Below are 12,388 nucleotides of genomic sequence, written 5' to 3' on the forward strand. Positions count from 1 at the left end.
TCGCAGAGGTCGGAGGCTTGCCTACAGTCGGTCGAAGGTGAAGACCTGCCCCATGTCGTCGGGATCGCAGCGGAGCTGGAGCACGGCCGCCCAGGCCTTGCGGGACGCGCCGAGCACCGCCATGCACATCTGCGTGTTCAGCACGCGGATGTGGTAGCCCTTCAGCGGGGTGTCCACCGGATCCAGGTGGAACTCCTCGATCCGTTGCGGCCCGCAGGTCTCGTCTGCGGCCGGCGCTCCCGAGCGGAGGCTGCCCGCGAGAATTCCCAGGCAGCCCGCACCGAACTGGGGGTGCTCGGTGCCGATCCGGTAGGTGCCGCCGTCCAGCGGGATGAGGGAGCGTTCGGGGAAGCTCTCCTCGCAGGGGGCCTGGAAGATCTCCCCGCTCTCCAGATCGTGCCGCTCGGTGAAGCAGAGTCCGGAGTTGGCGGACCGGATGTTGATCAGCCCGGCGGCAAGGGGATCGCTCGCCACGGCCGAGGGGGAACCGGAGCCGGAGACGGTGACCGGCGGATCGGTGGCGGAACGCTGGATCGCGAAGACGACCCCGGCTGCCACCACCGTGAGCAGCGCGACACCGGCGATGAGGGCCGACAGCCGCCGTCGCGGCGCGGCGGCGGCCGGCGGGGGGTCGTCGCCGGCGTCGGTCGTGACCACATCGGATTCGGTGGAGTCGGCCCGGTCCGATGCCACGGGTGTGCCGAAGGCCGGACGGGAGGCGGCGAGCCGCTGCCGAGCGGCCACCCAGGCGGCCACCTCGTCGGGCGACGCACCGCAGGCGCGCAGCAGTGCCGAGACGAGCTCCTCGCGCGGCAGCGTCTCCCGGCCCAGCAGCGTGGCGAGGGTGCTCGCCGGCAGCGTCTCCCCGGCGGCCGCGGTGATCTTCTCGATGGCGCGGTAGGTGAGCCCTGACCGTTCCCGCACCCGCCGCAGCAGGTCGATGAACTCGGCGGGAGTACGCGCACCGGTGGGGTCGAGGTCGACGTGGTCATCCGTCATGGAACTTCCCTTCGCGCGTTTGCAGATCCGTTACCTGAACGCGGCGATGAGGGTATCTCGTTGGCATCGATTCGCGGATTTCCGTCCGGCATGGCGCGTAACACGCCATTTACATATCGAAGATGTTGACTGGACACCTATTGAATGGAAACATTTCGATAGGTATTCAACCTCCGTGATCCGGCGGCACGACCTGCCGAGGATCCACAGCCCCCAGGAGGAACCGTGAGAATCGCTCGACGCCTCGCCCTGGCCACCGCCGTCGTCACCCTGACGGCCGGTGCGGCCGCGGCCACCACCACACCGGCCGCAGCCGCCCCCGCGGCCCCGGCCAGCATCAACGCCACCGCCACCGCGCTCGCCGAAACGCTCGGTGACGCGCGCAGCGCGGGCTCCTACCGCGACGAGGCGACCGGTCAGCTGGTCGTCAACGTCACCGACGCGGCAGCAGCCGACGCCGTCCGCGCCACCGGCGCCACCCCGCGCCTCGTCAGCCGCAGCACCGCACAGCTCACCGCGCTGCGGGACAGCCTCGACGCCGGCGTGGTCGGCACGGCCTGGTCCCTGGACCCGGTCACCAACCAGGTGGTCGTGACCGCCGACTCCACCGTCACCGGCACCCGCCTCGCCGACCTGCGCGGCACCGTCGACAAGTCCGCGGGCGGCGCCCGCATCGTGCAGACGCCCGGCGTGTTCCGGCCGCTCATCTCCGGCGGCGACGCGATCTACTCCGGCGGCTACCGCTGCTCGCTCGGCTTCAACGTGCGGGCCGGCAGCGTCTACTACTTCATCACCGCCGGTCACTGCACCAACATCGGTGTGCCGTGGTACTCGAACTCGGCCCGGACGATCAAGCTCGGTGACCGTACCGGCACCAGCTTCCCGACCAACGACTACGGCATCGTCCGCTACACCAACACGTCGATCGCCATCACCGGCGGCGTCGGCTCGCAGGACATCACCGCCGCCGCCAACGCCTACGTCAACGAGAACGTGCGGCGGCGCGGCAGCACCACGGGCATCCACAGCGGCAAGGTGACCGGCCTCAACGCGGTCGTCAACTACGCCGAGGGCACCGTACGCGAGATGATCCAGACCAACGTCTGCGCCGAGGGCGGCGACAGCGGCGGCTCGCTCTACGACGGCAGCCTCGCCATCGGCCTCACCTCCGGCGGCAGCGGCAACTGCAGCAGCGGCGGGGTGACCTTCTTCCAGCCCGTCCCCGAGGTCCTGAACCGCTACGGCGTCCAGGTCTTCTAGGACGGCACCACGCACCGGCGGTCGGATCCTGGCGCGCTCTGGACGTCAGGATCCGGCCGTTGGCGCGTGCCGGTCGATGATCCCGCCGAGATCGAGCCCGCGCGGCAGCTCGCCGTAGGCGAGGCCCCGATCGCTGCCCAGCCGCGCGGCGCAGAACGCGTCGCTCACCGGCCCCGGGGCGTAGCGCAGCAGCAGCGACGCCTGCAGTGCCAGCGCCATCTCCGCCACCAGCCCGCGTGCCTCGGCCTGCTCCACCCGGCCACCGCCGATCCGTCGACGCAGCCGCGCCACCAGCTCGTCGAGGCGCCGATCCGCACCGCCGGTCAGCGCGAGCTCGGCGAGGAAGGCGTCCACCGCGGCCGGGGAGCTCTCCATCGCCCGCAGCACGTCCAGGCAGATCACGTTGCCCGAGCCCTCCCAGATGGAGAGCAGCGGCTGCTCGCGGTAGCGCCGGGCGAGCGGCGCCTCCTCGACGTAACCGTTGCCGCCCAGGCACTCCAGCGCCTCGGCGGCGTGACCCGGACCCCGCTTGCAGATCCAGTATTTCGCCACCGCCGTCGCCAGCCGCCGCAACGCCTTCTCCTCCGGGGTGTCGGCGTCGTATGCCGAGGCGAGGCGGACGGCGGTGACGAGGGCCGCCTCCGCCTCCAGCGCCAGGTCGGCGAGGACCGCGCGCATCAGCGGCTGGTCGACGAGACGGGCACCGAACGCGCTGCGGTGCCCGGCGTGCCAGATCGCCTCGGCGGTGCTCTGCCGCATCCCGGCGGTGGTGGCGAGCACGCAGTCGAGCCGGGTGTGGTTGACCATCTCGATGATCGTGGGCACGCCGCGCCCCTCCGGCCCGACCAGGTGTGCCCGCGCCGCCTCGAACTCGACCTCGGCCGAGGCGTTGGACCGGTTGCCGAGCTTGTCCTTGAGCCGCTGCAGCCGCAGCCCGTTGCGGGTGCCGTCGGGCAGCACCCGGGGCAGCAGGAAGCACGACAGGCCGCCCGGTGCCTGCGCCAGCACGAGGAACGCGTCGCTCATCGGCGCCGAGCAGAACCACTTGTGCCCGGTGAGCTCGAACTCCCCGCCGCCGACCGGGACCGCGCGGGTGCTGTTGGCCCGTACGTCGGAGCCGCCCTGCTTCTCCGTCATCGCCATCCCGACCAGCACGCCCGCCTTCTCCTGCGGCGGCCGCAGCCCCGGGTCGTAGACGGTGCTGGTGATCAGCGGCTCCCACACCGCCGCGAGCTCGGGATCGGCGCGCAGTGCCGGAACGGCCGCGTAGGTCATCGAGATCGGACAGCTGTGCCCCGGCTCCACCTGGTGCATCAGCATGACGACGGCGGCCCGGGCCACGTGCGCGCCCGGTTTCGGGTCGCGCCACGGCGATCCGTGCGCGCCGTGGCCGACCGCCGCGCCGAGGAACGAGTGCCAGGCCGGGTGGAACTCGACCTCGTCGACGCGGTGGCCGAAGCGGTCGTGCGTACGCAGCACCGGCGGGTATCGGTGCGCCTGATCGGCGCGCAGCGCCGCGTCGGCCGTGCCCATCTCGGCACCCACGGCGGTGACGTGGTCCACCGCCCAGCCCGCGCCGCCCCAGGCGAGCGCCTCGGTGAGCGGGGTGTTGGCGGTGAAGAGGTTGCCGCCGACGAGCGGCGGTGCCTGGTTGGTCACGTCATGGGTCGCCATGCGCCGAGCTTAACGCTCGTGCAGGAGCGCTGCCCGCTCACGCGTTCCGCCCGACGAGGCTCCCCGCCCCGGTCACGTTTTGCAGCAAAACGTGGCCTCGGCGCCGAGAATGGCCACGTTTTGCTGCAAAACGTGACCGGGGGCGCGGCGGCAGGGCGCGGGGCGAGGACGGTCAGCGGTGGCGGCCTCGGGGCTTCAGGCGGGTCGCGGGCAGCTCGGGGGCCGGGATCGACGAACCGTCATAGCCGGTCACCGTCCCGAAGCGGTCGCCGTCGGCCCACGCCGCCCGGGCCGCCACGATCTCGTCGTGGTCGCGGGCGACGAAGTTCCACCACATCACCAGCTCCTCCGCGAAGGGCTCGCCGCCGATCAGCAGCAGCCGTGCCGCCGGCTGTGCCACCAGGTCCAGGCCCGTGCGGCCGGTGCCCAGGTAGAGCAGCGGCCCGGGTGCCAGCTCCAGCCCGTCGACGAGGGCGGTGCCGGTGAGGGCGAGGACGGCGTACTCGAAATCGGGGCGCAACGGGAACGACCGGCGGGACCCGGGTGCGAGCGCGATCTCCGCGCCCACCAGCGGGGTGTAGGCCTTCGCCGGCGACACCAGGCCGTCGAGCTCACCCATGAAGACCGTGACGCCGTCGCGGCGCGGGAGATCGCCGTGGTGCTCGAAGTGCGCGGCCACGTCGCGCTGGTCGGCGGGGAGTGCCACCCAGAGTTGTACGCCGTGCAGCCGCTGCGGAGCGTCGCCCGGTGACTCCTCCGAGTGCGAGATCCCCCGCCCCGACGTCATGAGGTTGAGCTCGCCCGGGGTGATCCGGGCCAGGCTGCCGACGCTGTCGCGGTGCACCACGTCGCCCTCGACGAGCCAGCTCACCGTCTGCAGACCGCAGTGCGGGTGCGGCCCGACGCGCATGCCGGGACCGCCCGCGATGGAGACCGGCCCGTAGTGGTCCACGAAGCACCACGCCCCGACCATCCGGCGGTCCCGGTGCGGGATGGTCCGGGTGACGGTGAGGCCCCGGGTGCCGCCGAGCACCACGTCGCGCCCCACGAGCAGCTCGTGGACCGGGCCCTCGGCACCCTCGGCGCCGCACTGGATCTCCTGCGGGGCGGGTTCGACGTTGCTCATGGACCCAATCTAAACCGTCAGCTTCGCGACCTCGCTCCCGGCGAGCAGGAACGCGCCCACGCCGAAGTCGCTGGTGGAGGTGCTGGTGACGGGCTGGCTGGAGTCGGGGTTGGCACCGACGCCCTGCACCCAGCCGAGCAGCCCGCTGGGGCGGACCGCCGTGGCGACCATCCCGTTCCACGCCTTCGCGACCACGGGCAGGTAGGTCGCGCTCGGCAGCAGCCCGGTGCGGATGCCGTAGGCGAGCCCGTAGGTGAAGAACGCGGTGCCGCTCGTCTCGGGGCCGCCCCGGTGCGCGGCGTCGGCGAGGTTGACGTTCCAGAAGCCGTCGGCGCGCTGGATGCCGGGCAGGGCGGCGCTGAGCGCCTGCAGCGTGCTGACGTACTCGGCCCGTTTCGGATCGGTGGCGGGCAGCAGCGCGAGGACCTTGGCGTGCGCGGCGAGCGCCCAGCCGTTGCCGCGGGACCAGTAGACCTTCTTGCCGTTGGGGGAGTGCGAACCCGAGCCGTTGGGCCAGATGTAGCCGGCGTCGCGGTACCACAGCCGGTCGGTGGCGTTCCACAGCCCGACCCCGGAGATCTGCTTCTTCGTGTAGTCGTAGAGCTTGCCCAGCTTCGTCAGGTAGGTGGCGTCGTTGCGGTAATTGGCGACCCGGACGAAGACCGGCATCGCCATGTGCAGGGCGTCGACCCACCACCAGTCGGTGTTGGACGTGTTGGAGCCGTAGACCATCAGCCGGATCGACTCGTTGATCGCCGTCAGGTGGGACGCGTTGCCGTCGATCTCGTAGAGGTCGTAGTAGGCCTGCCCGGCGTTGTGGTTGTCGGCGTGCCGGGTCGACGTACCCCCGTTGAGCGCGTAGTTGTTCTGCTGCGCCCAGTTCCGCGCGTAGGTGAGGTAGCTCGCCACCCCCGTCGCGCGGTAGGCGGCGATGGTGCCGCTGACATAGGTGGCGCGGGCCCACTGGTTGTTGCCCGGGTCGGCGTGCCCGTTGATCCAGTAGTCGTTGACGAGCCGCATGCCGGCGAGCACGGCGGAGCGGGCGGGGAGCGTGGTGCCGGGCGCGGCGAGGGCGGTGCCGGGGAGTCCGGCGGCGCCGATGCCGCCGGCGAGCGCGGTGCCGGCCCGGAGCAGGGTGCGACGATCCATGCGGCTCAATATAAAGGAAACTTGACTAACAGTCCACGATCGATACGACCATCCTCGATCACTCAAGATCGCCACAACTCTTCAAGAGTTGGTCCTATGGGACCGGCGCGACGCTCCCTCTCGGCGCGACCGCGGAAGAAACCGGCGCAACTCTTGAAGAGTTGGTGCTATCCGCCGCCAGCGCCTGGGCGTAGACGGCGAGCATCGACGTCGCGAACTCCGCCGGGGTGTGCCGGGCCGCGTTCGCCGCCGCCGTCGCACCCAGCGCCCGCGCGGCCCGAGGATCCCCGAGCAGCTCCAGCACCCCGTCCGCGAACGACGCCGGGTCCGGCTCCACGCACCGCGCGGCACCGCCCAGCGGCCCGGTCCGGTGCAGCTCCGGGTCGACCATCACCGTCGGCACCCCCGCGTGCGCCGCCTCCTGCAGCACCAGGGCCTGCGTATCCGTCCGCGACGGGAACGCGAAGACGTCCGCGCACGCGTAGGCCGCCGCCACCACCTCCGGCGGCTGCTGCCCGGTGATCACGACATTCGCCGCCGCGAGCGCCCCCGCGCGCGCCAGCAGACGCCGCAGCCAGCGCGGTTCATAGACCGCGCCGATCAGCACCAGCCGCGTCGCGGGTCGCTCCCGCAGAATCCGGGTGTACGCCGCCAGCAGCAGCTCCACCCCCTTCTCCCGGTTGACCCGGCCCACGAAGAGCAGCACCTGCCCGTCCTCGCGCAGCCCGTACCGCGCCCGGAACGCCGCCACCGCCTCGGCATCCGCCGCCCGCGGCCCCACGCCCGTCGGCACCAGGAACATCCGCCGCGCCGCGACCGGCAGCGACACCCGCTGCAGCACCGCCGCGGTCGGCAGCACCACCGCGTCCGCCGGGCCCAGCAGCAGCCGGTTGCCCGCGTCCAGCGCCGCTCGCCGCCCGCCGCCGGTCAGCTCCGGCATCGGCGTACCCAGCCGCCGGGCGTAGGCCTCCGCGAGCACCCGCAGCGCCACCGCCGGCACCCGATAGGCATCGGCATAGGCGTGCAGATCCGTGTGGTAGGTCTGCACCAGCGGCACCCCCAGCCGCTGCGCGGCGAGCACCCCGAGCAGCCCCGTCGGCCCCGGCGAGTGCACGTGGATCACGTCGGGGAGGTAGGCCTTCAGCCCGTCGAGGAGCTCCTGGCGGGCCGGGCGCAGCGGCCACCGCGACAGCCGCAGGTCCGCGACGCCGCAGGGGAGCGCCGGCAGGCGTACCAGCCACGGTTCTGGCTCTTGACCGGAGTGGGCGGGCGCGACGGTGACGCTCGCGTGGCCCGAGGCGGCGAGGGCGGCCCGCAGGGTACGCAACGAGGTGATGACCCCGTCGCGACGCGGCAGGTACGTGTCGGTGAAGTGCATGATGCGCACCCCCGCAGCGTGGGGAGGCCGGACCAACGCCAGACGGCCGCCAGGTGAAGCGCGGCTCGTTCGGCTGTGAATATTGCGGGTTCGTCGATAATCGCTGGTGCAAGCGGATTTCCGGGGCGGATCATCTGCGCCGTGACCGACCTCCAGCAGTTGCCGACGCAGCTCACCGTCGATGACGCGGACTCACCGCGAGACATCGTCGATGCGCTGATCCTCGCTGCGTTCGTCAGCGGAGATCAGCCCTTCGCGCACACCTCGCGGCTCACCCGCGTACGCAAGGAGGCACAGCTCCTCCCCGAGTCCGGCACGATCCTGCGCGCCGCGACCGACGACGGTCAGCGCAGCCACCTGGCGCTGGGCGACGGCTGGACGCTGCGCGCCGTGCGCTGGCGCGGCGGGACCGCCGACATCACCGTCACCGCCGTCACCGAGGAGCTCGCCAAGCGGGTCGTCGAGGAGGCCTCGGCGGGCGCCTGCGAGGAGATCGAGGAACCGGCCGAGGCGATCGAGATCGGCTTCTGGCACCGCAGCCGGCACGGCGCCCAGCGCACCAGGCGCAGCATCACCGCGCCGGTCTGGGCGGAGATCCGGCACAACTACTCCCGCGCCGTCATGGACGCGATGGACCAGCTCATGGCGGTGACGCCGGAGACGGCGACCGGCCGGCTGCTGCTCATGCACGGCCCGCCCGGCACCGGCAAGACCACCGCGCTGCGCTCGCTCGCCCGCGCCTGGTCCTCGTGGTGCCAGGTCGACGTGGTGATGGACCCGGAGAGCCTGTTCAGCGAGTCGAGCTACCTCATGGAGGTCGCGGTCGGCGACGAGGAGTCCGAGGAGCGGCGCTTCCGGCTGCTGCTCTTCGAGGACTGCGACGAGCTGATCACCTCGGCGGCGAAGCAGTCGAGCGGGCAGGCGATGTCGCGCCTGCTCAACCTCACCGACGGCATGCTCGCGCAGGGCCGCGACGTGCTGATCGGGCTCACCACCAACGAGCCGCTGGCCCGGCTGCACCCGGCGGTCATCCGGCCGGGGCGCTGCCTGGCCCAGATCGAGGTCGGCAAGCTGCCCCACGAGCAGGCGGTCGCCTGGCTGGACGGGCACCCGGCCCGGGTCGACGCCGGTGGTGCGACGCTCGCCGAGCTCTACGCCCTGCGCCGCGGCGACGTCCCGATGGTCACCACGGCCGCCGAACCGCCGGTGGGCTACTACCTCTGACCGACTACGAAGGGCCCTGCCGGAAACGGCAGGGCCCTTCGTCACACATGACAGGGTTACTGAGCGGCGAGGACGTCCACGACGAAGCGCAGCGGGCCGGCCGGCTTACCCGCCGCCGTGGCGGCGGCCTCGTCGGCGCCGTAGGCGAGGGCGCTCGGGATGTCGATGAGGACGCGGCTGCCGACCTTCACGCCGACCAAGCCCTGGTCCCAGCCGGGAATGACCTTCTGATTGCCGATCTGGAAGGTTGCGGGCTCATTGCGCGACCAGGAGGAGTCGAACTCCTTGCCGTCCTTGTAGAAGACGCCGACGTAGTTGACCGTGATCTGCTGCTTGGCCACGACGGCCGGGCCCGTGCCCTGGATCAGCGTCTTGACATCCAGCTTGGTGAGCGTCGCGGCGTCGCCCTTGGTGACCTCGGGCTTCTTCGCCAGCGCCGGGGGCACCTCGACCTTCGGGGCGGGCGGATCGGCGGCCGGCTGGTCCGTGGCGACCGCGCCCGGCGAAGCCTGCGAGTCCAGCGCGGCGGGCGTCTTGGCCGAGAAGGCACCCAACAGGGCCAGCAGGCCGACCACGGCGCCGATCGCCACCACGGCGACGATCATGCCGGTGAACGCGTTACGGCGGCGGGCGGCCGCCTCCCGCTCAGCGGCAGCCTGCTTGAGGGCGACTCGCTTGGCCGCCTTCTGCGCCTCTCGTGCTTCTCCGATGCTCACGGATCTAGCCTCTCGTCGTCGTTGGATCGCGGCGAAGTGTAGCTCAACGGACGCCACCCGGCAGCCTCCCGGGCGTGGTTGATTCACCAATTGCGATACGCGGGTTGCCTGCCGCGGCACGTTGGGGGCAACGCCGACGAGACCCCCACCCGGTGGAGGTCTCGTCGGCGTTGCGGAGCGGTGGCTGTTCCCTCAAGGGCGCCCCGGCTCCGGGTCAGAAGATGGTGACCGAGGTTCCGGTGAACCGCGAGCTGCCGTAGGAGAACGTGGTGCCCGGAGGCAGGATCGGGCTGCAGACGGTGCCGCCGTTGATCCAGCAGAACTGCGTCGTGTAGCCCCCCGACCTTCCGCCGCTGCGGTAGGGCCAGCTGCCGAAGAACGTTCCGGGAGTTCCATAGAACCCCTGGTGGGCGTACGGGACCTGGCCGGAGTAGAAGCAGGCATATGACGCGGTCGAGCAGATGTTGGTGTTGCTGATCTCGAGGCCGGCCCGGTCGAGCGGTTGAATGGAGATCACCTTGCCGCTTGCCGGATCGAGTACGACGAATGATCCCGGCGGTATCTGCTCGGGCTCGGCGGCCTGGGCCGGCGTCGCGAACAGTCCTACGAGAGCCGCGACCAGCAACCCGAGGCCGGCGTGGCGGATCTTCCTTGTCCAGGTCCGTTGACCCAACATCTTTCCCTCCAGCTTTCCCTGTTTGGGCGAGAAGGGTTCAGGCTAGACGCAGTGATCCACGTGTGTAAATATCGTCGAGATGACAATCATCGATATGTTGCGGTGTATGCGTTCCCTGCCTTCGGCCGGCCGGGGGGCCGCTACGGAGTGGTCGGCTGCGTCAGGGCGCCCCGCGCCGGGCGTTCGAGATAGCTCGGGCCGGGCGGTGCGAAGCCGAACCGCTCGTAGAGCCCGTGCGCGTCCAGGGTATGCAGCATCCAGCGGAAATCCCGGCCCGGACCCTGCTCGATCATGAGGTCGACGAGGGCCACGCCGAGGCCGCTGCCCCGGTGGTCGGGGTGCACGTAGACGTCGGCGAGGTAGGCGGTGGCGAGACCGTCCGAGAGCGCCCGGGCGAACCCGACCAGCGCACCGGACTCGTCGTCGTAGGCCGCGACGACCCGCCACGCCTCGTCGATCTGCCGCTGGACGGCGGCCCGATCACGCCAGCGACCCCAGTACGCCTGCTCGGACAGGAACGCCCAGATCGCGTCGGAGTCGAGGCGGGCGGGATCGTCGTCGAGGCTGTAACCCATCCACCGATGATCACATGGTGGGTGCGCATACTTGTGCGAGGGGTCTTCGCCGGGGAGGCATGATGACGACACCGATCGACGAGCTTATCTGGCGGATCAACAGCCGGGATCCGCTGCGGCCCGCGTCCGACGCGATCGACGACGCCATCGCCGCGGCGGACGCGTCGGTGCTGCCGAGGCTCGTCACGCAGCTGCAGATCTATCTCGAAGACGGCAATGTGGACGGTCGCGACATCATGTGCCAGATGCTGACCGCCCTCGTCGGCATCGAGGCGCTGCCGACCCTGGTCCGGGCCTCCGCGCAGGATCTCGGCGACGACCAGGACGCACTCCAGCACCTCATCATCGAGCTGATCGAGCTCTATCCCGCGCCCGCCGCCGACCTGGTCGAGGAGCTCCTGCGCGACCGCAGCGTCGCGGTCCGCGAGGTGGCGGTGTGGGCATGGGGGTTCGTGGAGTGAGCATGATCGTGCTTGTTCCCGGAAACAGTCCCCTCGGATCGTGCCCGTAGGGCCTGTTTCCGGGAACAAGCACGATCATGCTCGAGGGTAGGGGCATTTTCCCGGAACGTGCGCGATCACCGCCGGGTCCGTGCAGCTCGCGCCGAGCCTGCGCAGCCTGCGCTCAGCGCGCTCATGCCCCGCTAGCTAGTCCAGCAGCCAGACGAGGATCGTCGCCACCGGCGGGGTCAGTGCCGCGGCGAAGACCAGCACTGACAGCACCGTCGTCGCGAGCAGCGTCCGCCACCGGGCGGGCTCGGCCCGCATCCGCGGCGTCGCGAGCCGCACCACCGACACGATCGCCGCGACGAACGCGAAGACCGGGGCGAGCCCGATGGTGAGGATCAGCACCCACCAGACCAGGTAGGCCGCGCCGGGCCAGATGTCGGCGCTGCCCGTGTATTCGTCACCCTGGTGCGGCAGGTAGAGGAAGCCGGACAGCGATGCGGCCCGGCCCAGCGCGATGGCGAGGCAGGCGGCGTATGCCCCGGCGACCACGAGGTGGAGCCTGGTCAGCACGCTGCCGGGCGCCCGCCGGGGCGAGGCCATGGCGAGCGGAGCGGTCGTCGTCATATCGAGGACGTTACTGCGCCGTCAGTCGAATAGCGATGGTTGTAGAACCCGCTCCAGCACCAGGATGCGCCGCTTGAGCTCCAGACCGGGGCCGTAGCCGCCGAGCCCGTCGGAGGCGAGCACCCGGTGGCACGGCACGATGATCGGGATCGGGTTGCTGCCCATGATCTGCCCGACGAGCCGGGCCTCACCGGGCAGGCCGGACCGGCTCGCCAGCTCACCGTAGGTGATGGTGGTGCCGAAGGGCACGGTCTCGTAGAGCGTGCGGAGCACCCGCTCCTGCACTCCGGAGGTGAGCGACCAGTCCAGCGGCGCATCGAAGACCTCGCGGCGGCCGACCGCCCATTCGCGGACCTCGCGGACCCCGTGCGCGAGCGCGGTGTCCGCGGCGGTGCCGGGGCGGACCCGGCCGTGCCCCTCCCAGGAGCGGACGGCGGGTCCCCAGGCGCCGAAGCCGATGCCGACGACACCGGTCTCGGTGGCGGCGACGGTGAAGTCGTCGAGGGGCGTCGGCACGCTGGTCCAGGCGATCACCCGA

13 protein-coding genes are annotated in these 12,388 nt (G+C 71.4%); 3 read left to right on the forward strand and 10 right to left on the reverse strand.

From position 1 onward, the window contains the following. Window positions 1-21: 21 nt before the first annotated feature. Window positions 22-999 (reverse strand): helix-turn-helix domain-containing protein, encoded by a 978-nt coding sequence (locus F4553_RS35555; protein WP_184845348.1) that lies wholly within the window; start codon window positions 997-999, stop codon window positions 22-24. Between the two features lie 225 nt (window positions 1,000-1,224). On the opposite strand from F4553_RS35555, the gene F4553_RS35560 reads away from it, so the two are divergent. After that, window positions 1,225-2,259, forward strand: coding sequence for a S1 family peptidase (locus F4553_RS35560; RefSeq protein WP_312875516.1), 1,035 nt, complete (start codon window positions 1,225-1,227; stop codon window positions 2,257-2,259). 45 nt (window positions 2,260-2,304) lie between these two features. On the opposite strand, the gene F4553_RS35565 is transcribed toward F4553_RS35560, so the two are convergent. From F4553_RS35565 to F4553_RS35580, 4 genes are all read right to left on the reverse strand, one after another. After that, window positions 2,305-3,933, reverse strand: a complete 1,629-nt coding sequence (locus tag F4553_RS35565) for an acyl-CoA dehydrogenase family protein (protein ID WP_184845350.1) — start codon at window positions 3,931-3,933, stop codon at window positions 2,305-2,307. 172 nt (window positions 3,934-4,105) lie between these two features. Next, window positions 4,106-5,059, reverse strand: coding sequence for a pirin family protein (locus F4553_RS35570; RefSeq protein ID WP_184845352.1), 954 nt, complete (start codon window positions 5,057-5,059; stop codon window positions 4,106-4,108). Window positions 5,060-5,068: 9 nt separating this feature from the next. Continuing rightward, on the reverse strand, window positions 5,069-6,208 hold the full coding sequence (locus F4553_RS35575) for a glycoside hydrolase family 88 protein (protein WP_184845354.1): 1,140 nt from the start codon (window positions 6,206-6,208) through the stop codon (window positions 5,069-5,071). Window positions 6,209-6,302: 94 nt separating this feature from the next. Further along, a complete protein-coding gene (locus F4553_RS35580; protein ID WP_246467942.1) occupies window positions 6,303-7,586 on the reverse strand; it encodes a glycosyltransferase in 1,284 nt (427 codons plus the stop codon). A gap of 141 nt (window positions 7,587-7,727) precedes the next feature. On the opposite strand from F4553_RS35580, the gene F4553_RS35585 reads away from it, so the two are divergent. Further along, window positions 7,728-8,810 (forward strand): DUF5925 domain-containing protein, encoded by a 1,083-nt coding sequence (locus F4553_RS35585; protein ID WP_184845358.1) that lies wholly within the window; start codon window positions 7,728-7,730, stop codon window positions 8,808-8,810. 56 nt (window positions 8,811-8,866) lie between these two features. Here F4553_RS35585 and F4553_RS35590 read toward each other — a convergent pair whose 3' ends face one another. The 3 genes from F4553_RS35590 to F4553_RS35600 all read right to left on the reverse strand — a co-directional run bounded on the left by F4553_RS35590 (window position 8,867) and on the right by F4553_RS35600 (window position 10,777). Then, window positions 8,867-9,526 (reverse strand): FKBP-type peptidyl-prolyl cis-trans isomerase, encoded by a 660-nt coding sequence (locus F4553_RS35590; protein WP_312875517.1) that lies wholly within the window; start codon window positions 9,524-9,526, stop codon window positions 8,867-8,869. 214 nt (window positions 9,527-9,740) lie between these two features. Then, entirely contained in the window at window positions 9,741-10,202 is a 462-nt protein-coding gene (locus tag F4553_RS35595; protein ID WP_184845360.1) for a hypothetical protein, read from the reverse strand. 140 nt (window positions 10,203-10,342) lie between these two features. Further along, window positions 10,343-10,777 carry a GNAT family N-acetyltransferase gene (locus F4553_RS35600; RefSeq protein ID WP_184845361.1) on the reverse strand — a complete coding sequence of 145 codons (435 nt, stop codon included), beginning with the start codon at window positions 10,775-10,777 and terminating at the stop codon, window positions 10,343-10,345. A 62-nt stretch (window positions 10,778-10,839) separates the two neighbouring features. On the opposite strand from F4553_RS35600, the gene F4553_RS35605 reads away from it, so the two are divergent. Further along, entirely contained in the window at window positions 10,840-11,238 is a 399-nt protein-coding gene (locus F4553_RS35605) for a hypothetical protein (RefSeq protein WP_184845363.1), read from the forward strand. Window positions 11,239-11,424: 186 nt separating this feature from the next. Here F4553_RS35605 and F4553_RS35610 read toward each other — a convergent pair whose 3' ends face one another. After that, window positions 11,425-11,850, reverse strand: a complete 426-nt coding sequence (locus F4553_RS35610; protein ID WP_184845365.1) for a hypothetical protein — start codon at window positions 11,848-11,850, stop codon at window positions 11,425-11,427. Window positions 11,851-11,871: 21 nt separating this feature from the next. Next, window positions 11,872-12,384, reverse strand: coding sequence for a methylated-DNA--[protein]-cysteine S-methyltransferase (locus tag F4553_RS42685; protein WP_184845367.1), 513 nt, complete (start codon window positions 12,382-12,384; stop codon window positions 11,872-11,874). Between the last annotated feature and the right edge of the window lie 4 nt (window positions 12,385-12,388).

It is taken from the genome of Allocatelliglobosispora scoriae, from assembly GCF_014204945.1.
Taxonomy (GTDB): domain Bacteria; phylum Actinomycetota; class Actinomycetes; order Mycobacteriales; family Micromonosporaceae; genus Allocatelliglobosispora; species Allocatelliglobosispora scoriae.

Bases quoted from the DNA above. Each gene is read 5' to 3' on its own strand.
- F4553_RS35595 (WP_184845360.1), bottom strand. From the start codon at position 10,202: ATGTTGGGTCAACGGACCTGGACAAGGAAGATCCGCCACGCCGGCCTC.
- F4553_RS35610 (WP_184845365.1), bottom strand. From the start codon at position 11,850: ATGACGACGACCGCTCCGCTCGCCATGGCCTCGCCCCGGCGGGCGCCC.
- F4553_RS35600 (WP_184845361.1), bottom strand. From the start codon at position 10,777: ATGGGTTACAGCCTCGACGACGATCCCGCCCGCCTCGACTCCGACGCG.
- F4553_RS35565 (WP_184845350.1), bottom strand. From the start codon at position 3,933: ATGGCGACCCATGACGTGACCAACCAGGCACCGCCGCTCGTCGGCGGC.
- F4553_RS35580 (WP_246467942.1), bottom strand. From the start codon at position 7,586: ATGCACTTCACCGACACGTACCTGCCGCGTCGCGACGGGGTCATCACC.
- F4553_RS35555 (WP_184845348.1), bottom strand. From the start codon at position 999: ATGACGGATGACCACGTCGACCTCGACCCCACCGGTGCGCGTACTCCC.
- F4553_RS35575 (WP_184845354.1), bottom strand. From the start codon at position 6,208: ATGGATCGTCGCACCCTGCTCCGGGCCGGCACCGCGCTCGCCGGCGGC.
- F4553_RS35605 (WP_184845363.1), top strand. From the start codon at position 10,840: ATGACGACACCGATCGACGAGCTTATCTGGCGGATCAACAGCCGGGAT.
- F4553_RS35570 (WP_184845352.1), bottom strand. From the start codon at position 5,059: ATGAGCAACGTCGAACCCGCCCCGCAGGAGATCCAGTGCGGCGCCGAG.